Source organism: Marinobacter sp. ES-1 (assembly GCF_000475255.1).
GTDB classification, from domain to species: domain Bacteria; phylum Pseudomonadota; class Gammaproteobacteria; order Pseudomonadales; family Oleiphilaceae; genus Marinobacter; species Marinobacter vinifirmus.
The window spans coordinates 32109-52922 of the sequence record NZ_AXBV01000041.1 but is presented as its reverse complement, the minus strand read 5'-3'; the positions used below and the strand labels follow the sequence as shown (position 1 = coordinate 52922).

At 58.6% G+C, this 20814-nt stretch carries 20 protein-coding genes and 1 other RNA gene; 18 read left to right on the top strand and 3 right to left on the bottom strand.

Annotated features, from left to right (window positions below):
- Nucleotides 1-60 precede the first annotated feature (60 nt).
- The 5 genes from Q668_RS07850 to prpF all read left to right on the top strand — a co-directional run bounded on the left by Q668_RS07850 (nucleotide 61) and on the right by prpF (nucleotide 6932).
- Nucleotides 61-741 carry a GntR family transcriptional regulator gene (locus Q668_RS07850; protein WP_036219503.1) on the top strand — a complete coding sequence of 227 codons (681 nt, stop codon included), beginning with the start codon at nucleotides 61-63 and terminating at the stop codon, nucleotides 739-741.
- Between the two features lie 17 nt (nucleotides 742-758).
- Entirely contained in the window at nucleotides 759-1646 is an 888-nt protein-coding gene (gene prpB / locus Q668_RS07845; RefSeq protein WP_022989056.1) for a methylisocitrate lyase, read from the top strand.
- A gap of 178 nt (nucleotides 1647-1824) precedes the next feature.
- The gene (gene prpC / locus Q668_RS07840; RefSeq protein WP_022989055.1) at nucleotides 1825-2958 is read left to right on the top strand and encodes a 2-methylcitrate synthase; all 1134 of its coding nucleotides are present in this window, start codon (nucleotides 1825-1827) and stop codon (nucleotides 2956-2958) included.
- A gap of 174 nt (nucleotides 2959-3132) precedes the next feature.
- On the top strand, nucleotides 3133-5757 hold the full coding sequence (gene acnD, locus Q668_RS07835; protein ID WP_022989054.1) for a Fe/S-dependent 2-methylisocitrate dehydratase AcnD: 2625 nt from the start codon (nucleotides 3133-3135) through the stop codon (nucleotides 5755-5757).
- Nucleotides 5754-6932, top strand: a complete 1179-nt coding sequence (gene prpF, locus Q668_RS07830) for a 2-methylaconitate cis-trans isomerase PrpF (protein ID WP_022989053.1) — start codon at nucleotides 5754-5756, stop codon at nucleotides 6930-6932. The genes acnD and prpF overlap by 4 nt, the downstream gene beginning before the upstream one ends.
- Before the next feature lie 319 nt (nucleotides 6933-7251).
- On the opposite strand, the gene Q668_RS07820 is transcribed toward prpF, so the two are convergent.
- Genes Q668_RS07820 through Q668_RS07810 form a run of 3 tightly spaced genes read right to left on the bottom strand, consistent with a single transcriptional unit; the run spans nucleotide 7252 to nucleotide 9969 of the window.
- Nucleotides 7252-8199: an SDR family oxidoreductase gene (locus Q668_RS07820; protein ID WP_022989051.1), complete on the bottom strand. Its 948-nt coding sequence runs from the start codon at nucleotides 8197-8199 to the stop codon at nucleotides 7252-7254.
- Nucleotides 8199-9014, bottom strand: a complete 816-nt coding sequence (locus Q668_RS07815; RefSeq protein WP_022989050.1) for a lysophospholipid acyltransferase family protein — start codon at nucleotides 9012-9014, stop codon at nucleotides 8199-8201. Before Q668_RS07815 ends, Q668_RS07820 begins: the two co-directional genes overlap by 1 nt.
- A gap of 34 nt (nucleotides 9015-9048) precedes the next feature.
- Nucleotides 9049-9969 (bottom strand): D-hexose-6-phosphate mutarotase, encoded by a 921-nt coding sequence (locus Q668_RS07810; protein ID WP_022989049.1) that lies wholly within the window; start codon nucleotides 9967-9969, stop codon nucleotides 9049-9051.
- Nucleotides 9970-10078: 109 nt separating this feature from the next.
- On the opposite strand from Q668_RS07810, the gene Q668_RS07805 reads away from it, so the two are divergent.
- The 13 genes from Q668_RS07805 (at nucleotide 10079) to Q668_RS07750 (ending at nucleotide 20471) form a co-directional block, all read left to right on the top strand.
- Nucleotides 10079-10852: a 2OG-Fe(II) oxygenase gene (locus Q668_RS07805; protein WP_022989048.1), complete on the top strand. Its 774-nt coding sequence runs from the start codon at nucleotides 10079-10081 to the stop codon at nucleotides 10850-10852.
- Nucleotides 10853-10935: 83 nt separating this feature from the next.
- Nucleotides 10936-11032: signal recognition particle sRNA small type (gene ffs / locus Q668_RS16820), an RNA gene on the top strand.
- 196 nt (nucleotides 11033-11228) lie between these two features.
- On the top strand, nucleotides 11229-12158 hold the full coding sequence (locus Q668_RS07800; RefSeq protein ID WP_022989047.1) for an esterase/lipase family protein: 930 nt from the start codon (nucleotides 11229-11231) through the stop codon (nucleotides 12156-12158).
- Between the two features lie 51 nt (nucleotides 12159-12209).
- Nucleotides 12210-13244 (top strand): lipase secretion chaperone, encoded by a 1035-nt coding sequence (locus tag Q668_RS07795; RefSeq protein ID WP_022989046.1) that lies wholly within the window; start codon nucleotides 12210-12212, stop codon nucleotides 13242-13244.
- Nucleotides 13245-13315: 71 nt separating this feature from the next.
- The gene (gene dnaX, locus Q668_RS07790) at nucleotides 13316-15190 is read left to right on the top strand and encodes a DNA polymerase III subunit gamma/tau (protein WP_022989045.1); all 1875 of its coding nucleotides are present in this window, start codon (nucleotides 13316-13318) and stop codon (nucleotides 15188-15190) included.
- 4 nt (nucleotides 15191-15194) lie between these two features.
- Complete coding sequence (locus Q668_RS07785; RefSeq protein WP_022989044.1) at nucleotides 15195-15518, top strand: YbaB/EbfC family nucleoid-associated protein; 324 nt, start codon at nucleotides 15195-15197, stop codon at nucleotides 15516-15518.
- Between the two features lie 32 nt (nucleotides 15519-15550).
- Complete coding sequence (recR, locus tag Q668_RS07780; protein ID WP_022989043.1) at nucleotides 15551-16153, top strand: recombination mediator RecR; 603 nt, start codon at nucleotides 15551-15553, stop codon at nucleotides 16151-16153.
- A gap of 14 nt (nucleotides 16154-16167) precedes the next feature.
- Complete coding sequence (locus Q668_RS07775) at nucleotides 16168-17319, top strand: ribonuclease D (RefSeq protein WP_036219465.1); 1152 nt, start codon at nucleotides 16168-16170, stop codon at nucleotides 17317-17319.
- Nucleotides 17316-17609, top strand: coding sequence for a YcgL domain-containing protein (locus tag Q668_RS07770; protein WP_022989041.1), 294 nt, complete (start codon nucleotides 17316-17318; stop codon nucleotides 17607-17609). The genes Q668_RS07775 and Q668_RS07770 overlap by 4 nt, the downstream gene beginning before the upstream one ends.
- Nucleotides 17606-18052: a YcgN family cysteine cluster protein gene (locus Q668_RS07765; protein WP_022989040.1), complete on the top strand. Its 447-nt coding sequence runs from the start codon at nucleotides 17606-17608 to the stop codon at nucleotides 18050-18052. Before Q668_RS07770 ends, Q668_RS07765 begins: the two co-directional genes overlap by 4 nt.
- Entirely contained in the window at nucleotides 18052-18396 is a 345-nt protein-coding gene (locus tag Q668_RS07760) for a hypothetical protein (RefSeq protein WP_022989039.1), read from the top strand. Before Q668_RS07765 ends, Q668_RS07760 begins: the two co-directional genes overlap by 1 nt.
- Before the next feature lie 31 nt (nucleotides 18397-18427).
- On the top strand, nucleotides 18428-19270 hold the full coding sequence (locus tag Q668_RS07755; protein ID WP_022989038.1) for an AAA family ATPase: 843 nt from the start codon (nucleotides 18428-18430) through the stop codon (nucleotides 19268-19270).
- A 22-nt stretch (nucleotides 19271-19292) separates the two neighbouring features.
- A complete protein-coding gene (locus Q668_RS07750; protein WP_022989037.1) occupies nucleotides 19293-20471 on the top strand; it encodes a vWA domain-containing protein in 1179 nt (392 codons plus the stop codon).
- The last annotated feature ends 343 nt before the right edge of the window (nucleotides 20472-20814 follow it).

Genomic DNA, 20814 nt, shown 5'->3' with positions numbered 1-20814 from the left:
ACAATCCGGGGTTTGATGCGTAAATTCCAGAACAATTCAACAGATATTGTTAACAAACCTATGAGCCAGCCTGCGATTCAATCGTTAACCCGCGCCGATGAGGCTTTTGATTGTCTGCAAACTGCTATTGTTACCGGAGACCTTGCGCCCGGTGAGAAGATCGGTGAGGTAGAGCTGTGCTCCCGCTTTAACCTGACCCGCGGCCCGCTGCGTGAGGCGCTGGGCCGGCTGGAGTCCCGCGGCCTGCTGGTTCGCCGGCCCCATGCCGGGGTTAAGGTGGTGTCTGTCAGCGCCGATGAGCTGATTGAGCTTTACCGGATTCGCGAAGTGATGGAGGGGCTGGCGGCGCGCCAGGCTGCCGAGCGGATGACCGATGAGGAAATCCGTGACTTGAAAGCGACCCTGGACAGTCATGAAAAGATGATAGAAGAAGCCCAGGGCCAGGCCTACTACCAGGCCGAGGGTGACTACGACTTCCACCACCGGATTGCCACCGGCAGTCGCAATACCAAACTGGCCCAGATGCTTCTGGGCGATCTTTATTACATGGTGCGGATGTACCGTTACCGGTTAAGCACCTCGGCCGGGCGCCCCCATCTGGCGCTGGGTGAACACCGCCGTATCGTCGAGGCCATTGCCCAGCGCGATGGCGAACTCGCCGAATTCCTGATGAAAAGACACATCAACGCCGCCCGCAAGAATATTGAGAAAAAGATTCAAGAAGGCGTTCTAACTATCTGAACAAAGAGGTAAATGACATGGCTAACAAACTCTCCCCCGGTGCCCGTTTCCGCAAGGCCCTGAAAGAAAACCAGCCGCTGCAAATTGTTGGTACTATCAATGCCTACGCCGCCATGATGGCAGAGCGGGTAGGGCACCAGGCCATTTACCTTTCCGGTGGTGGTGTGGCTAACGCCTCCTACGGCCTGCCGGACCTGGGCATGACCACCATGAACGATGTGGTGGAAGATGTGCGCCGCATTACGGCTGCCACAGACGTACCGCTGCTGGTGGATATCGACACCGGTTGGGGCGGAGCCTTCAACATCGGCCGTACCATCCGTGAAATGGAACGCGCCGGTGCTGCTGCGGTTCATATCGAAGACCAGGTTGCCCAAAAACGCTGTGGCCACCGACCGAACAAGGAAATCGTTTCCAAAGAGGAAATGGTTGACCGCATCAAGGCTGCTGCCGATGCCCGGGAAGACAAAGACTTCTTCATCATGGCCCGTACCGATGCCTTCCAGAAAGAAGGTCTGGAAGCTGCGATTGACCGCGCCAAGGCGTGCATTGAAGCCGGTGCAGACGGTATCTTCGCCGAAGCAGTACACGAGCTGAGCGACTACAAAGCGTTCGCCGAAGCCATTGATGCGCCGATCCTGGCTAACATCACTGAGTTCGGTGCCACGCCGCTTTACAACAAGTCTGAACTGGCCGAAGCCGGCGCCGCCATGGTGCTGTACCCGCTGAGCGCCTTCCGCGCCATGAACAAGGCCGCGCTGACGGTGTACCAGAGCATCCTCGAGAAGGGCGATCAGAAAGACGTGGTAGACCTGATGCAGACCCGTATGGAGCTGTACGATTTCCTGAACTACCACGATTTCGAGCAGAAGCTGGACCAGCTGTTTGCCCAGAAGAAAGACTGAGTGAACTGAAAAGGTTGGAGTAAGGGGACTGGGAGTAAGTGGAGTAAGGGGGTCTGACCCCGTTCGGGGTCAGACCCCTGTCGAACTCGGGGTCAGACCCCCTGTCAGACTTCTGTCGAACTCCTGACATCGCTTGATTTAATTAAAACGAACAAAACAGAAACTACGGGAGACCAACATGGCTGAAGCAAAGAAACTAGGTGGAGCAGGCCTGCGCGGCCAGGTAGCTGGCGAAACTGCCCTGTGTACCGTTGGCAAAACCGGTACCGGCCTGACCTACCGCGGCTATGACATCACCGACCTGGCTGACAACGCCCAGTTCGAAGAAGTGGCCTACCTGCTGCTGCGTGGCAAGCTGCCGAACCAGGCCGAGCTGGATGCCTACAAAGGCAAGCTCAAGAGCCTGCGCACCCTGCCGGATGCCCTGAAACTGGTGCTGGAGCAGATCCCCAAAGACGCCCACCCGATGGACGTCATGCGAACCGGTTGCTCGATGCTGGGTAACCTGGAAACCGAGCAGGACTTCAGCGAGCAGGACGACAAGATCGACCGCATGCTGGCGGTGTTCCCGGCCATCATCACCTACTGGTACCGCTTTGCCCACGAAGGCATTCGCATTGATACCGCCAATACCGAATGCGATTCCATTGGTGGCGTGTTCCTGGAGCTCCTGCATGGCAAGAAGCCCAGCGAGCTGCATGAGCGGGTGATGAACGTCTCCCTGATTCTCTACGCGGAGCACGAATTCAACGCCTCCACCTTCACGGCCCGTGTATGCGCCTCCACGTTGTCTGACATCCACAGCTGCGTGACCGGTGCTATCGGCTCCCTGCGAGGCCCGCTGCACGGCGGCGCCAACGAAGCGGCGATGGAACTGATTCAAAAGTTCAAGACCCCGGAAGAGGCCGAAGCCGGCTTGATGGGCATGCTGGAGCGCAAAGAGAAGATCATGGGCTTCGGGCACGCTATCTACAGCGAATCCGACCCGCGCAACGCCATTATCAAGAAGTGGTCCGAGAAGCTGGCCAAGGAAGTGGGCGACACCGTGCTGTACCCGGTTTCTGTTCGCTGTGAAGAGGTTATGTGGCGCGAGAAGAAGCTGTTCTGTAACGCTGACTTCTTCCATGCCTCGGCCTATCACTTCATGGGCATTCCGACCGAGTTGTTCACGCCCATCTTCGTGATGTCCCGGGTATCCGGCTGGGCTGCCCACGTCAAAGAGCAACGCGCCAACAACCGCATCATCCGCCCGAGTGCCGAGTATACCGGGCCTGAGCACCAGGATTGGCTGCCGATTGGCGAGCGTTCTTAAGACGTTTTTTAGCCACGGAATCCACGGAATCCACGGAATGACACGGAAGGAAAAGACAGAAAGATTTTTTTGCCACTAAATCCACGAAAGAACACGAACAAAGATTCACAGCTTTTATCTTTTTCTTTCGTGTTTTTCAGTGGATTCCGTGGCCAACAAAGAGGTTTCTAACCCATGAACACCGAATTCCGAAAATCCCTTCCAGGTACCGACCTGGAGTACTACGATACCCGTGCGGCGGTTGAGGCCATTCAGCCCGGCTCCTACGCCAAGCTGCCGTACACCTCCAAAATCCTGGCCGAGCAGCTGGTGCGTCGTTGTGACAAGGAATCCCTGACGGATTCCCTGAAACAGCTGATCGAGCGCCGCCGTGACCTGGACTTTCCCTGGTACCCGGCGCGTGTGGTGTGCCACGACATCCTGGGCCAGACTGCCCTGGTAGACCTGGCCGGCCTGCGTGATGCCATCGCGGAGAAGGGCGGTGATCCTTCTAAAGTTAACCCGGTGGTGCCCACCCAGCTGATCGTGGATCACTCCCTGGCGGTGGAAGCACCGGGCTTTGATCCGGACGCGTTCGAAAAGAACCGTGCCATCGAAGACCGCCGCAACGAAGACCGTTTCCACTTTATCAACTGGACCCGCACCGCGTTCCGTAACGTGGATGTGATTCCGGCCGGTAACGGCATCATGCACCAGATCAACCTGGAGAAAATGTCTCCGGTGATCCAGAACCGCCCGGACGAAGACGGCCATCCGATCGCCTTCCCGGACACCTGCGTAGGTACTGACAGCCACACCCCGCACATTGATGCCCTGGGTGTTATCGCCGTCGGCGTAGGCGGTCTGGAAGCAGAAACCGTCATGCTGGGCCAGCCTTCAATGATGCGCCTTCCGGATATCGTGGGTGTGAAGCTGACTGGCAAGCGCCAGCCGGGCATCACTGCCACCGATATCGTCCTGGCCATTACCGAGTTCCTGCGTAAGGAGCGGGTGGTAGGCGCTTACCTGGAGTTCTTCGGCGAAGGCGCTTCCAGCCTGACCATCGGCGACCGTGCCACCATTTCCAACATGACCCCGGAATACGGTGCCACCGCCGCGATGTTCTACATCGACGAGCAGACCATCGACTACTTGAAGCTGACAGGCCGTGAACCGGAGCAGGTTGACCTGGTTGAGAAATACGCCAAAGAAGCCGGCCTGTGGGCGACTGAAATGACCGAAGCCCAGTACGAGCGTGTGCTGGAATTTGATCTGTCCACCGTGGTGCGTAACGTGGCTGGCCCGTCCAACCCGCATCGCCGTGTGGCAACATCCGAGCTGCATGATCGCGGCATCGCTGTGAACCTGGACAAGGCGCTGGAAGAAGAGAAAAAGGGCCTGATGCCGGATGGTGCGGTGATCATCGCGGCCATTACCTCCTGTACCAACACCTCCAACCCCCGCAACGTGGTGGCGGCTGGCCTGCTGGCCAAGAAAGCCAACGAGCTGGGGCTGGTGCGCAAGCCCTGGGTGAAAACGTCCTTCGCACCGGGTTCCAAAGTGGCCCGCCTGTATCTGGAGGAAGCCGGTTTGTTACCAGAACTGGAGAAACTGGGTTTTGGTATCGTGGCCTATGCCTGCACCACCTGTAACGGTATGTCTGGCGCCCTGGACCCGAAAATCCAGCAGGAGATCATCGACCGGGATCTGTATTCCACTGCCGTTCTCTCCGGTAACCGGAACTTCGACGGCCGGATTCATCCGTACGCGAAACAGGCCTTCCTGGCGTCACCTCCGCTGGTTGTCGCCTACGCCATCGCCGGTACCGTTCGGTTTGATATCGAACAGGACGCCCTGGGTTACGACAAGGATGGCAATCCCATCACCCTTAAAGATCTGTGGCCGTCCGATGAAGAAATTGATCGCATTGTCGGTGAATACGTGAAGCCGGAGCAGTTCAAGCAGGTGTACATCCCGATGTTCAACCTGGATGAGGCGGAGCAGGCCAAGAGCCCGCTGTACGAGTGGCGCCCGCAGTCCACCTATATCCGTCGCCCGCCGTACTGGGAAGGCACTATGGCCGCCGAGCGCGCGCTCAAGGGTATGCGCCCGCTGGCGATTTTGCCGGACAACATCACCACAGACCACCTGTCGCCGTCCAACGCCATCATGAGGGACTCGGCCGCCGGTGAATACCTGCACAAGATGGGCCTGCCGGAGGAAGACTTTAACTCCTACGCAACCCACCGTGGTGATCACCTGACCGCCCAGCGTGCCACCCTGGCCAACCCGAAACTGTTCAACGAAATGGTTCGGGACGAAAACGGTGAAGTGGTGCAGGGCTCCCTGGCCCGTGTTGAGCCGGAAGGCAAGACCATGCGCATGTGGGAAGCCATCGAAACCTACATGGAGCGCAAGCAGCCGCTGATCATCATCGCCGGAGCCGACTATGGCCAGGGTTCTTCCCGTGACTGGGCCGCCAAGGGTGTTGCCCTGGCGGGCGTGGAAGCCATCGTTGCTGAAGGCTTCGAGCGCATTCACCGTACCAACCTGATAGGCATGGGTGTAATGCCTCTGCAGTTCGAGGAAGGCACCACACGCCACACACTTCAGCTGGACGGTACCGAAACCTACGACGTGGAAGGCAAACCCGCGCCGGGCGCCAAGCTCGAGCTGGTGATTCACCGCAAAACCGGTGAAGTGGATCGGGTGCCGGTGATCTGCCGCCTGGATACCGCGGAAGAAGTCACGGTGTACTCTGCCGGTGGCGTACTGCAGCGCTTCGCCCAGAACTTCCTGGCTTCTGAGGGGGCGGCATGAGCTTCCCCCCACAGATAAAGGTTCCGGCCACCTACATGCGTGGCGGTACCAGTAAAGGCGCGTTTTTCCGGCTACAAGACCTGCCGGAAGCGTGTCAGGTGCCCGGCGAGGCCCGCGACAAGCTGCTGCTTCGGGTGATCGGCAGTCCCGATCCCTACGAGAAGCAGATCGACGGCCTGGGTAACGCCACCTCCAGCACCAGCAAAACGGTGATTCTGGCCGCACCGACGCAGCCGGACCACGACGTGGACTACCTGTTCGGGCAGGTGGCGATCGACAAGCCGTTTGTGGACTGGAGTGGTAACTGCGGCAACCTCACCGCTGCGGTAGGTGCCTTCGCCATCAACAGCGGATTTGTTGCCAAAGAGCGGATTCCTGAAAACGGTATCTGCACGGTGCGCATCTGGCAGGCCAACATCAAGAAAACCATCGTGGCCCATGTACCCATCACCAATGGTGAAGTGCAGGAGACCGGTGATTTCGAACTGGATGGCGTGACCTTCCCGGCCGCGGAAGTGAAGATCGAATTCATGGACCCGGCCGATGGCGAAGGTTCCATGTTCCCCACCGGCAACCTGGTGGATGACCTGGACGTGCCGGGTATCGGAACCCTGAAAGCGACCATGATCAACGCCGGAATACCGACCATCTTCCTGAATGCGGAAGACATCGGTTACAAAGGCACGGAGCTGCAGAATGACATCAACAGTGACCCGAAAGCGCTGGCCATGTTCGAGACCATCCGTGCCCATGGCGCAGTGAAAATGGGCTTGATCAAGGATGTTGCCGAGGCGGCTAACCGTCAACACACGCCGAAGGTGGCGTTTGTGGCCAGGCCGGCGGATTACGTGTCTTCCAGCGGCAAGCAGATCAATGCGGCGGATATCGACGTGCTGGTTCGCGCCTTGTCTATGGGCAAGCTTCACCACGCCATGATGGGTACCGCAGCCGTCGCTATCGCAACGGCTTCCGCGATTCCCGGAACACTGGTGAACCTGGCGGCCGGCGGCGGTGACCGTACCGAAGTGACGTTCGGCCACCCCTCCGGAACTCTGGGTGTGGGAGCTGAAGCGAAAGAAGTGAACGGCGAATGGACTGCCACCAAGGCCATCATGAGCCGCAGTGCGCGGGTTATCATGGAAGGCTGGGTGAGGGTGCCCGGCGATACCTTCTGATGTGCTATAGCCCGGGCCTGATCAGGCCCGGGTTCTTCGACGACTATCGATCGCTTCAAGGGCCGTGAGCCCCTCGAGGTGGAAAAACAGTTTCACCCTTTGGGCCAACTGCGGAATTGATGTTATGGCCTGTCTCAGTTCCGGCTGGCCGAGCAGGATGACCCACATGGACGGCCCGCCCATACTCTCCATGCCGGTGAGCATGCGGATATCTTCCAGGTTTTCACGGGTCAGGTTCTAGTATTTTGTACAGAGTATCCCTGTTCGCCGCTTTCCGTCTATCAAATTCCGGAAAATCGGCGCCCGTTAACCGTTAAGGTTACACTGGGCGCTTGTTGTTGCGATAGTAGCGGAAGATCTCTTTCAGGGGACGTTTGGGTTTGAAACCGAATTCCCTGGCAAAGTTTCGCCCGTCAATTACCACCGGATACTTGAAGAAAGCCAGCAGGTAGTGGGGGAAGCTTTTCAGGTTCAGTAACCTGGCGATGGCTTTGGGCACGATGGGCGGTACGGAAAGTATCGGTATACGCTTGCAGCCGCACATTTTCAGGGCCTGCTGGTAGGCAACCCAATCATGGGGCGCCACGTTGAACACCCCTTTGACCGGTTTCTGCCAGGCCAGCACGATGGCGTCGGCCATGTCGTCGATGTGGATGAACTGCATCATCGGGGAAAAGCCTGCCAGCACCGGCGCCCGTTCACTGGAGAGCAGGGCGCTCATGGTGTTGCGCACACCCGGGCCGACGATGTTGCAGGGCCGCAGAATGGTGATGTTCAGCTCCGGATACCGCCACAGGTAGATGTTGGCCAGGTTTTCCAGCTCCACGGAATCCACCAGGTCTGCGCTCAGCCCGGCACTTTTCAGAGGCGCGGCCTCGTCAATCAGCGCCGGGTTGTAGGCCATGGCGCCATAAACGTGGAAGGTGGAGAGGATAATCACCCGTTTGATGCTGTACTTGTGGGAGAGGTCCAGCAGCCTCTGGGTACCCAGTACGTTGGCGTTGTAGCGGCGCATCCGGGTCAGCTCGCTGGTCATCAGCCGGCCCAGGTGGATGACGCCGTCAAACCGGTATTGCCGGAACAGGTCCTCGAAGCCTCGTTTGTTCAGGTCGATGCAGTAGCTGGGAATATCATCGCCCAGGTACACCTGCTGGCGGAAATCCACCGCCACAATGTCGCAGGTGCCTTTCAGGCGGCTGATGACTTGCTGGGTGAGGGCGCCGGCTGCACCGGTAACCAGGATTCTGGGCTTGCGTTGCTCAGACATCAGAACAGCCCCTCCCGCTCGCTCAGGCCTTTGTCGATAAGTTTGCGGATTTCTGCCTTTACCGCCTCAACCCGCTCGGCCACTAGTTCCTCCGGAATCTCACTGTTGTCAAAGTGCATTGGCTCGCCAAAGTTCAGGCGGACTTTCACAGGAAAGATCACCGGCAGCGCCACCGGTACGTAGGGCACGCCAAGCGCCTTGGCCAGGGGTTTGATGTTGGCAATCGCCGGAATGGTCTCTTCGCACCCGACAACACCCACCGGCACAATCGGTGTGTTGTATTTCATGGCCAGGTGCATGAACCCGTTACCAAACCGCTGAAGCTGGTAGCGGTCCCGGTAGAGTTTGCCAGAGCCGCGTACGCCTTCCGGGAATACGATGACAGCTTCGTCGTTCTCCAGCATCTTGGCGCAGTTAACCGGGTCGCCCAGCACAGCACCCACGTCGTTCAACAGGTTGCCCAGCCAGGGTACGGTCGGGAAGAAGCGTTCGATCATAGCCCTGGGGATGCGGGGCCGGTCCGGGCGGGATGCCAGCGCATAGCCGATCAGCAAGCCGTCCAGCGGCAGTTGGCCGGAATGGTTGGCGATGAGCAGTACAGGGCCTTCTGCCGGCACTTTCTCCACGCCGGAGGCTTCTACCCGAAAGTATTTTTCGTAGATTTGCCGGGTGAGGGTGAAGCCGTACTTGACGGCATCGTTGTTGAATCCCCAGGGGTCGTAGCCAAGGCTGCCAATGGGTTTGCGAATTCGGTTCAACTGTTCTTCCAGCTCCGCCGGAACCAGTCGGGATTTCAGATAAGACGCCAGGCCCATGCCCGCTCCCTGTGTTAACGATTACTTCAGGCCGTCAGCCGCGGCCAAGAACAACCCCAAGTGTGTGGCTCTGCCCCTCATTTAATACCCGGTAGTCGGTGGCTGCATTGGCCGTTTCGACACACACCATTTTTTGCCAGCCAGTGCCAGGAAAGTCAGAAAGCCTTAGGGCTTTATCTGGCCCCGGGTTCCAGACTACCGTGGAATCACTGCCAACAGATGTCAGTTTCCGCTTTCCCGCGGGGGTGGTCAGGGTCAGGGGTTCTGCCGATTCGTAGATGCGATCGGTTTCGCCGTCAAAATAAACCGGGCCTTCCTGTTCAAAGTAGTCCCAGTCTTTCAATGTATCTATATATTGGCTGTGGCCCAGCCCCAGTAATCGGGTGCGGCTGATATCGGCGGTTGGCAGGTAGGTGTGCAGGGCCTGACTCAGGGCTAGCGGGTGACTGGACAGATTGGTAGTGGTCAGGGCAATCTGGCAGCCACTTACAGAAAAACTGAAGGTGATCAGCGCGAGGGCGTGCCCGTCCCATTGGTCTGCAAAATCTTCATTGGCATTCAGCGACAGGCTGATTTCCACTTCGTGGGCACTTTCCCGGACATCTTCCAGCCGCCAAAGGGCCGTGCGGGCGAAGCCATGGGCTGAGGGGGTATGCACCCGTTTGCGGATCTCCGGTGGGTTACGGGCGGGGTCGCCAAACCAGGGCCAGCACACAGGAATGCCACCGCGGATAGCGCGGCCCGGTTCAAATCGGGCGGTATCACTCAGCCACAGCCAGTTGGTGTCGTCGTTTAAGGCAAAGTGGGTGAGGTGCGCGCCCTGCAAAAACACCGTAGCGCTGAATACCGGATGATGAACCTCCAGGGCTTCCAGCTGGCCAATGGTTTTCCAGCGGGTGAATGACCATTGGCCCGGGGTTACGGATACCGGCGGAGTGTGGCTGCTTTCAGGCATGGCAGGAGGTTTTTCCTTAAGTGTATCTTCGTATCTGAAGATTAAATTAAATACGGCTTGCCGGCGAGTTTGACCCTACAATAGCCGGAAAATTCAGCGAGGCCCCGCCATGCACGCAGACACCGACCAGGCTATCATCATTCCGTTTCCGGACCCTGTGCTTGAGCGTTCCGTTGATCAGCTCGAACAGGTGGCTGGTGACGAAAGTGTTGGTACGGTTAGCGACAGCGACGTTCAACCAGCGATCGACGACCAATGGCTGGACGAGCTGGCGGATGGCTTGAGTCAATCAGCCTGGATGCAGCTGGACCTTACTCCCCGGTTGCCGGCTGGTTTGCTGGCGGCGTTACGCAACGAAGTGGCCATCCTCGATAAAACCGAGGCCATGAGCCGCGCTGGTATCGGCCGGGGCACGGACCTGGTAAAAGACCGCAGTGTGCGCCGCGACAGGATCGCCTGGCTGGACGGATGCAGTGAGCCCCAACGGTTGTTGTTCAATTGTCTGGAGCAGGTGAGGCAAGGCCTGAACCGGCGCCTTTATCTTGGGCTGAAGCGGTTTGAGGCCCATTACGCCACCTATCACCCCGGTGATTTCTATAAGCGCCACCTGGACAGCTTTCGCGGCCGTGCCTCCCGGGTGGTCAGCCTAGTGTTGTACCTGAACGATGACTGGGGCCTTGAAGATGGCGGAGAGCTGAGGGTTTTCGCAGCCGAGGACTCCAGACAGGTAGTCGGGCAGGTAGTCGGGCAGGTACGTCCGGAAGCAGGCAGGGCGGTGCTGTTCCTGAGCGAGCAGGTACCCCACGAGGTTCTTCCGGCAAGGCGCACCCGTTACAGTATTGCCTGCTGGTTCCGGCAAGATGAAGTGCCATTACCGCTATAGGCCGTTGTTGTAGTCCGCAAACCCTTCTGATACTATTCGCGCCGCTTTCGGGGAAATGCCCCGGAACGCCGTTATGGTGGCCCCATTGGTGCCTCCGCAACATGAAACCGTGAACCCGGTCAGGCCCGGAAGGGAGCAGCCGCAGCGGTGGATGTGTGTGCCGGAGGATTGCTGGTGGGGTCACCCCCAGATTTTGCCCCTCGTTGTTCTTTCTTTCCGATTCTTCTCTGTTTTCCGATACCGCTTTGTGATGCGCTTCACAATTGGGTGCCATGTGGCCCCGTTGGCACTTATCCCTGTCTATAGTGTTTTTGGCATGCTGCCCATTGGGTATTGTGCCGTTGCCCGAACACAACAAAGACAAAAAGGGAAACACATGAAAAGTACCAAAACAAAAGCAGTTGTAACGGCGGGAGTACTGGCAGCAGCACTGACTGCCCAGCCGGCTTCCGCATGGTGGTTCAGTAAACAGGATACCTACACCCAGACCGAGCATCCGATTGTCCTGGTGCATGGGTTGTCAGGCTTCAACAAGTTGTTTGGTCTGGTCTCCTATTTCAACGGAGTGCCGGATGAACTGGCGGAAAGCGGGGCGGAAGTCTTTGTTCCCCAGGTGTCTGCTGCCAACTCTACAGAGATCCGTGGTGAGCAGTTGCTGGCGCAGATTGAAGAATATATGGCAGTAACCGGGGCCGAGAAGGTGCACCTGATTGGCCACAGTCATGGCGGCCCGACCATTCGCTATGTGGCGGGCGTGCGGCCAGACCTGGTGGCTTCAGTATCCAGTGTCGGTGGCGTTAACTGGGGCACCCCGCTGGCGGATACCCTGAATAACGGCAGCCTGGATGGCCTGGGAGACTGGTTCTTCGGCTTGATCGATACCTTCTCCGGTGGTGGCGGCCTGCCGCAAGACACCGCCGCAGCCATCCAGTCACTGAGTACGGAAGGCAGCATTGCCTTCAACGCAGACTTCCCTGCAGGCCTTCCTTCTGCTTATTGTGGTAACGATGGCGCACAAGTGGCCAATGGCATCCGATACTACTCCTGGGGCGGCAACAAAGCGGTCACTAATGTTCTGGACCCGAGCGATCTGCTGTTAGGGGCCCTGACACCCATCTTTGACGAACCCTCCGATGGCATGGTGCCATCCTGCAGCATGAAGCTTGGCAAGGTGCTGGGTGTGGATTACCGCCACAACCACCTGGATGAAGTGAACCAGGTGCTGGGGCTGGTAGGGCCGTTTGTGACGGATCCGGTTCAGCTGTACCGGCAACAGGCAAACCGTCTCAAGAATCTTGGCCTCTGACACAGCCGATAACCGAAGGCGGGCCCCAGCGGCCCGCCACGGATCGATTTTATGAACCATAAACGATTTGCTGTATTGGCCGGCCTGCTGCTTGTATTCGGAACGGCCGGCTGGTGGCTTATGCCGGGTCCCGTCAAGACGGCCTCGGAGCCAGTCTCATCGGTGGTGGAGCAGGAGCATCAGCAACCGGCAGCTACTGCTGGCTCATCGGGTACCGCGCCGGTGCCGGGTAAGGTGAATCATCCTGCCTTGCCCCGTGATGAGCGGGTTTCTGATATCGAAGTGGACGGACAGGTACGCCTTGATATGAATGGCAACCTGGTGCTGGATCGCCAGCTGCGCCGTTACCTGGATTTCTTTATCGGGCTGACGGGGGGCGCCTCCCATTACGAAACCCTGAAAGCTCGTCTGGCTTCCGAGCTAAAAGCGCAGGATTTACCTCCGGAGATTCAGCGACAGGTGCTCGCCATTCTCGACGACTACCTGTCTTACCGGAAAGCGGCCGAAGCGATGGCCAGTAACGAACACCACAGCGTTGACGACGTTCGCCAGGCCCTGGGCCAGATTCATGACCTGCGCCGGGAGCATCTCGGCCCGGATGTGGCGGAAGGCTTTTTTGGCGAAGAAGAGCGCCGGTTGCAGGTGATGCTCGACCGCCAGAAGATTCTCAACGACGAAAGCCTGACTGATTCCGAGCGTGACCGCGCCCTGGCGCAGCTGGACCAGCTGTTGCCGGAGCATTCCGTTGAGCTCCGGCGCCGGTCCCGAACCGTGGTCGAAACGGCCATGCAGGTTCAGCAACTTCGGGAGCAGGGTGCTTCGGAAGCCGAAGTGAGAGAGTTGCGTTTGCAGGCCTATGGTGCGGAAGCTACCGAACGCCTGGTACGGCTCGACCAACAGCGGAATCAGTGGCAGAACCGGCTGGGTGAATACCGGCAGCAAAAGGCCCTGATCTACAATAATGAAGGCCTGGCTCCGGCCGACCGGCAGGCGGCGGTGGAAGCCCTGCGGGAACGGATCTTCACCGAAGAGCATGAACGCCGGCGAATTCGCGCCCTGGAGCGCACGGCCGGCTTGGATTCATAGCCACGTCATCCTTCTTCTGAAACCGGGTCCATGCTAGAGTTAAGCGCATTTTTCACAGCAGTTGACGGAACATGAGCTATCAGGTTTTAGCCCGGAAATGGCGCCCCCGCACGTTTGAAGACATGGTTGGGCAGGAACACGTGCTGCAGGCACTTGTTCACGCACTGGAACACCAGCGCCTGCACCACGCCTATCTGTTTACCGGTACCCGGGGGGTGGGTAAAACCACCATTGGCCGCCTGCTGGCCCGGTGCCTTAACTGTGAAACCGGCATTACCCCGAACCCTTGCGGCGAATGTGACAGCTGCAAGGAAATCCTGGAAGGCCGGTTTGTCGACCTTATTGAAATCGACGCCGCATCGCGCACGGGCGTGGATGACATGCGCGAACTGACTGACAACGTTCAGTACGCGCCCAGTCGTGGCCGCTTCAAGGTGTACCTCATCGACGAGGTGCACATGCTCACCAACCAGTCCTTCAACGCGTTTCTGAAAACCCTGGAAGAGCCGCCGGAGCACGTGAAGTTCCTGCTGGCCACCACGGATCCGCAGAAACTGCCGGTTACCGTGTTATCCCGCTGTTTGCAGTTCAACCTCAAACGGATGACACCGGAACACATTGTCGGCCACCTGAAGCATGTTCTGACAGAAGAAACCATCCCCTTTGAAGAGCCTGCGCTCTGGCTGCTGGCCCGGGCAGCCGACGGCAGTATGCGGGATGCCCTGAGCCTGACCGACCAGGCCATCGCCTTTGGCAACGAGAACCTCAGCGCGAGCGATGTCAGTAATATGCTGGGCACCATCGACCAGCGGGACATCGAGCGTATCGTCAGTACCCTGGTAGAGCGGGACGGCCCCGGGTTGCTGGCGGAAATCAGCCGGATTTCCGAATTTGCGCCGGATTACGGGGTCATCCTGGCAGACCTGCTTTCCCTGTTCCATCGCGTGACTATGGAACAGGTGGTGCCGGGCAGTGCCGATAACTCGCTGGGTGATGCCGCCCAGGTGCAGACCTTGGCGAGGCAACTGAGTGCCGAAGATGCCCAGTTGTTTTACCAGACTGCCCTGATCGGCCGCAAAGACCTCGCGGTAACGCCAGACGCCCGCATGGGTTTTGAAATGACCATGCTGCGCATGCTCGCGTTCCGGCCAGGGGCTGACCGTCGTGAGCCGCCAGCAGTGACTTCCGGTAACACGGAAAACACCGGCCGCGCCGAACCGGAGCCCGACCCTGGCCCCGTCTCGCCCCCGGTTGCGGAACATCCGCAACCTGAGCAGCCGCCTGTAGCGCCATCACCGCAACCGGAGCCGGCACCTGCGCCCGCTCCGGAGCCTGCGGCAGAAGCTATGCCGGAACCACCGGTTATGGATACCCCGCCCTGGGAGGATGAGCCGGAGCCCTCGTACTATGGTGAAACAGCTCCGGAGCCTGCGGCAGTGCAGGAGCTGGTCAGCAACCCGGAACCCCGAAACCCGCAGCCGGTCGAACCCACTGAGGCTGACCCTGCGCCAGACCCGGAGCCCGAGCCCGTGGCACCGGCCGAGCCCGTTAATGCGGACGGTTTTGTCTGGGAGCGTGACTACCGGCAGCTGGACATCACCGGTATGCCTGGCAACCTGGCCAGCTACAGCGCCATGGCCATGGAAGGGCAAACCGTCGTGCTTACCCTGGACGAAGGCCATGCCCGGCTGCTGAATGCCCGGCATGAAGAAAAAATTGTGGCAGCCTTGAGATCCTACTTTGGTGACGCCACACAGTTAAAGATAGAGCAGGGCAACCCTGGGCCCCATACGCCGGCGGCGTTTGAAGAGCGCCAGCGGATAGCCCGGCAGAAAGCCGCAGAAGCATCCATCCGGCAAGACCCGGTGGTGCAGAGCATTGTTGAACGATTTGAAGGGCGGGTGGTGGAAGAATCCATCCGCCCCGCAGAGACAGGCAGGAGATAAGCAGATGATGAACAATATGGGCGACCTGATGAAAAAGGCCCAGCAGATGCAGGAGCAGATGCAGAAGGCCCAGGAAGAAATCGCCAAGGCGGAAGTGACCGGAGAATCCGGCGCCGGGCTGGTGAAAGTCACCATGAACGGTCGACATGATGTAAAAAAGGTAGAGATCGATCCTTCCTTGCTGTCGGAAGACAAGGAAATCCTGGAAGACCTGCTGGCAGCCGCAGTGAACGATGCCGTTCGCCGGGTAGAGGCCAACCAGAAGGATAAAATGTCCGGCATGATGTCTGGCATGGGTATGCCGCCCGGCTTCAAGATGCCGTTCTGACGCCAGCCTGCCATCGGAATTGAGGAGTATTCATGGCATTCAGCCCCCTGGTTGATGAATTGGTGGAATCACTCCGGTGTTTACCCGGAGTAGGCCAGAAAACGGCCCAGCGCATGGCCTTTCACCTGCTGGAACGGGGCCGTTCCGGCGGCACCCGGCTGGCCGGCGCCCTGAGCCAGGCTATGGACGGTGTGCGCCGCTGCGACAGCTGCCAGAACTTTTCCGATACCGACATCTGCCAGATCTGCGAAAAGCCCGAACGCCGCACCGGTACCCTGTGTGTGGTGGAGAGCCCGTCAGATCTGCTGGCTATCGAGCAGGCCGGTGACTACCGGGGCAGCTACTTTGTGTTGATGGGGCACTTGTCGCCCATCGATGGCGTCGGCCCGGAAGAAATCGGCATTGAGCGTTTGCTCCGGCGGGTGCGCGAAGAAGGCGTTACCGAGCTGATCCTGGCCACCAACCCCACGGTGGAAGGTGAAGCTACAGCCCATTATATTGCCGACCGACTGGATGGCCAGAATATCCTCATTACCCGGCTGGCCCACGGTATTCCGGTGGGTGGCGAGCTGGGTTACGTCGACGGTTTTACCCTCACACACGCCTTCCGGGGCCGTAAACCCCTTTCCGAATAACTCCAGGTTTTCCTATGACAGATAGCCCATTGGCCGCACCGGTTCCCCCGGCCCCCGAGACTGTCCGCTGGCTTGGCAGCCCGGCGGAGCTTGATCAGTGGCTGGACCAGCTGGCGCCCGGCGCGCCGGTGGCGCTGGATACTGAATTTGAACGGGTCTCCACCTTTTACCCCATCCCCGGCCTGGTGCAATTGGGCGGGCAAGGGGAGTACTGGCTGATTGACCCGGACGTAGCCGAAGCCTCTGTGCGCTTCCGGGAAATGCTGGCCGATCCGGCCCGGCTGAAGCTGCTTTATGCCATGAGCGAAGACCTGGAACTGTTCCGGCACTGGCTGAACGTGGCACCGGCCGGCCTGCTGGACCTGCAGATTGGCGCCGCCATGGCCGGTGCGGGGTTCTCGCTCGGTTACGCCAAGCTGGTGGAAACCCTGTTCGGAGAAGCCCTCGACAAATCCGTTACCCGCTCAGACTGGGTGTCCCGCCCGCTGTCGCAGGAGCAACAGCGGTACGCCATAGACGACATCCGCTTTCTGGAGCCCCTGTACAACTGGGTGATTGAAAAGCTGCAGCAGCGGAACCTGGAGCAGGCCCTGGCCGAGGAATCCCAGCGCTTTGCTGATGAAGCCGCAGGCCAGGAAGACCCGGAGCAGCACTACCTGAAACTGCGCGGTGGCTGGACTCTCACCCGGGAGCAGCAGGCCGTTTTGCGGTTGCTGGTGGCCTGGCGGGAGCGGGAATGCCAGAAGGTCGACCGCCCCCGAAACCGAGTGCTGAACGATGGCCTGCTGATTGCCATCGCCGAACGCCTGCCGGGTTCACTGAGAACGCTGAACGACATCCAGGGCGTTCCCGGCGGTATCGTAAAACGCTATGGCGAGCACCTGCTGGAACTTGTCCGCGAAGGTCGGGAAGCCGATAATGCCAACCTCGAGCCAATCCCCCGGCCCCTGAGCCGGGACCAGCAAGCTGTCTATAAAAAGGTAAAGCGTTGCTTTAATAAAGTGGCGGAAGATCTTGATATTCCAATAGAACTTCTGGCTCCCAGAAAGCGTATCGAGAAGGTGTTGCAAGACGGCACCCTGGCCGGAAACGATTTTTTTCAAGGCTGGCGAGGCGAACTGCTGAAGCCGGTAGAAACAGACATCGAGGAACTTCTCAGACCATGACAGACCGTGAATTCGTTTCGGTGTTTCGCAGCAGCAAGAAGATGGACACCTATATCTACGTACGCCGCGGCCAGGTTTGGGACGATCTGCCGGAAGCATTGCGGAGCATCTTCGGCAAACCGGTCCATTCGATGGACCTGCTGCTGACACCGGACAAGAAACTTGCCCGCACGACCGGGAAAGAAGTCCTTGATGCTATCCACGATAAATCCTTCTTCCTCCAGATGCCGGAAGAGCAGGAAACCTATATCGTCGATTTCAAGCGCAAGATCGAGCAGCGTCAAAAATGATTGCCGAGATTCCCTTCTGGCAGCGCAAGCGCCTGGATGAAATGACGTCTGCCGAATGGGAATCCCTGTGCGATGGCTGCGGCCTGTGCTGCCTGCAGAAGCTGGAAGATGAAGACACCGGCGAGGTGTACCATACCGACCTCGCGTGCCGGTATATGGACCTGGAAACCTGCCGCTGCACGGTTTACAGCGAGCGCCTGAAAAAGGTACCGGCGTGCACGGTGCTGACACCGGACACGGTGAACGAGTACCACTGGATGCCGCAAACCTGCGCTTATCGCACCCTGGCAGAAGGCCGGCCGCTGGCGGACTGGCACCCCCTGCGAAGCGGCGATCCGGATTCCGTGCACAGGGCCGGTGTTTCAGTACGGGGCAAGGTGGTCTCTGAAGGCGACGTTGCCGAACAAGACTGGGAAGAACATATCATTCACTGGATTTTGTAATGATCGATACTGACGCCTCACTGGCATACGGGATTTTCTGGGCGGCCTACGCCGTTGCGTTTGTCGTGTTTTTCTACATGATGAAAGCGCTGTTCCGCCTGCTGCCACTTTACGGGCTGCGCACCTTGCTGCTGGCAGCACTGGTTGTGTTGCTGCTGACCCCGGTGGAATCACCGGAAGTGGCAGGCTGGTATATCCCGGCCTGGTTGTTCGCCGGCTACGAGCTGATCCTTGGCGACATCAGCGCGGCTGGTTCCGCCATATTCAACTTCACCGTGGCATCGCTGGTGATGCTGCTGGTGTGGATACTGGATCTCGTTCGCTACCGCCTGGTACGCAAATAATTTTCAAAGAAACCAAACAGGACACAGACCCATGAAGTTTACCGGTACCGAAAAATACGTAGCCACCGATGACCTGCAGATGGCTGTTAACGCAGCGATCGCGCTTCAGCGCCCGTTGCTGATCAAAGGCGAGCCCGGCACCGGCAAAACCCTGCTGGCGGAAGAAATGGCGGCGGCCCTGGGCATGCGCCTGATTCCCTGGCACATCAAGTCCACCACCAAGGCCCAGCAGGGCCTGTACGAGTACGACGCGGTCTCACGCCTGCGGGATTCCCAGCTGGGCGATGAGAAGGTCAAAGACATTCGTAACTACATCGTCAAAGGCAAGCTGTGGGAAGCCTTTGAGGCCGACGAGCAGGTGGTGCTGCTGATCGACGAAATCGACAAGGCCGACATCGAATTCCCGAACGACCTGCTGCTGGAACTCGACCGGATGGAGTTCTTCGTCTACGAAACCCAGGAGTTTGTGAAAGCGAAGAAGCGCCCCATTGTGGTTATCACCAGTAACAACGAAAAAGAGCTGCCGGATGCCTTCCTGCGCCGCTGCTTCTTCCACTACATCAGCTTCCCGGACCACGACACCATGAAAGACATCGTGGACGTGCATTTCCCCGGGCTGCAGCAGCAAGTCGTACGCGATGCTCTGGAAGTGTTCTTTGATGTACGCAAGGTGCCCGGGCTGAAGAAAAAGCCGTCCACCTCCGAGCTAATCGACTGGCTGAAGCTGCTGATGGCCGATGAATTGTCTGCCAAGGCGCTGCAGGAAAAAGACAGCAGCTCGGCACTGCCGCCGCTGTATGGCGCACTGGTAAAGAACGAGCAAGACGTGCACCTGCTGCAGAAGCTGGCGTTCATGGCGCGCCGCCGCAACTGATCTCTGGCAAGAGTTTCGCTTTATGTTGATCGACTTTTTTCTCGAAGTGCGCCGGGCGAAGGTTCCGGCCAGCCTGCGGGAATTCCTGGACCTGCTGGAAGCGCTCCAGCAGCGCCTGGCCTTTGCCGATATGGAAGAGTTCTACTACCTGGCGCGAGTGTGCCTGGTGAAAGACGAGCGCCATTTCGACAAGTTCGACCGGGCGTTCAAGGCGTATTTCGAAGGCATCGAAAACCTGGATGACCTGCTCGAGGCACTGATTCCGGACGACTGGCTGCGGGCCGAGTTCGAGAAGCATTTGTCCGAGGAAGAGAAGGCGAAAATCGAATCCCTGGGTGGCCTTGAGGAGCTGATTGATACCTTCAAGAAGCGCATGGAAGAGCAGAAAGAGCGCCATGCCGGTGGCAACAAGTGGATTGGTACGGGCGGCACCTCGCCATTCGGCGCCAACGGCTACAACCCCGAAGGTTTCCGCATCGGCCAGAAAGACGGTCGTCAGGGCAGGGCGGTTAAGGTCTGGGAAAAACGCGAATTCAAAGACCTGGACGACAGCATCACCCTGGGCATTCGCAACATCAAGGTGGCCCTGCGCCGGTTGCGTAAATTTGCTCGACAGGGGGCGGCCGATCAGCTGGATATGGATGACACCATCCGCTCCACCGCCCGTAACGCCGGTTACCTCGACCTGAAGATGGTTCCGGAGCGGCATAATGCCGTTAAAGTGCTGATTTTCTTCGATGTGGGTGGTTCCATGGACCCGCACATCCGGGTCTGCGAGGAGCTGTTCTCGGCGGCGCGGCTGGAATTCAAGCACATGGAGTATTTCTACTTTCACAACTTCGTGTACGAGAGTGTGTGGAAAAATAATATTCGCCGCATGAATGAAACCAGCAGCACCTGGGACATCCTTCACAAGTACACGCCGGACTACAAAGTGATTTTTGTGGGCGATGCCACCATGGCACCCTACGAGATTACCCACCCGGGCGGCTCCATCGAGCACTGGAACGAAGAAGCCGGTGCCACCTGGATGCAGCGTATTACCGAGCACTTCAACAAGGTGGTCTGGCTGAATCCGTTGCCGGAGAGCTATTGGGGGACCGGAGGGTCGCTGGGGATTACCCGGCAGCTGGTGGAGGACCACATGTATCCGCTTACCATTGAAGGCCTGGAATCGGCCATGAAGCAGCTGAGCAAATAAAAAAAGCCGATGCGCGGTTAACGCATCGGCAAAAGCTCGGCATATTCAAGCGGGGGTTGCCCATTCAGCGCTCCCGCCCCTTCCGTTAAAGCAAGTCAGGGGCCAACCATTTCCCTTCTTAAGCAAGATCAATAAGTTAACCGGAAAATCGCTGTCTGGTTACTCCCTCTGACCCCGTCATCTGTCAAATAAACCGACACTTTTGTTGTCTGACCCAAAATGCCATTTGGTGAATTGGATACCGTTCTTGGTTTGTAGCCGGTGTTACTCTTCCTTTCGAATTGTTACACAGCAGGATCAGCATGTTCGGCAGACAAAAATCACAACAGTGCCGGATACCCCC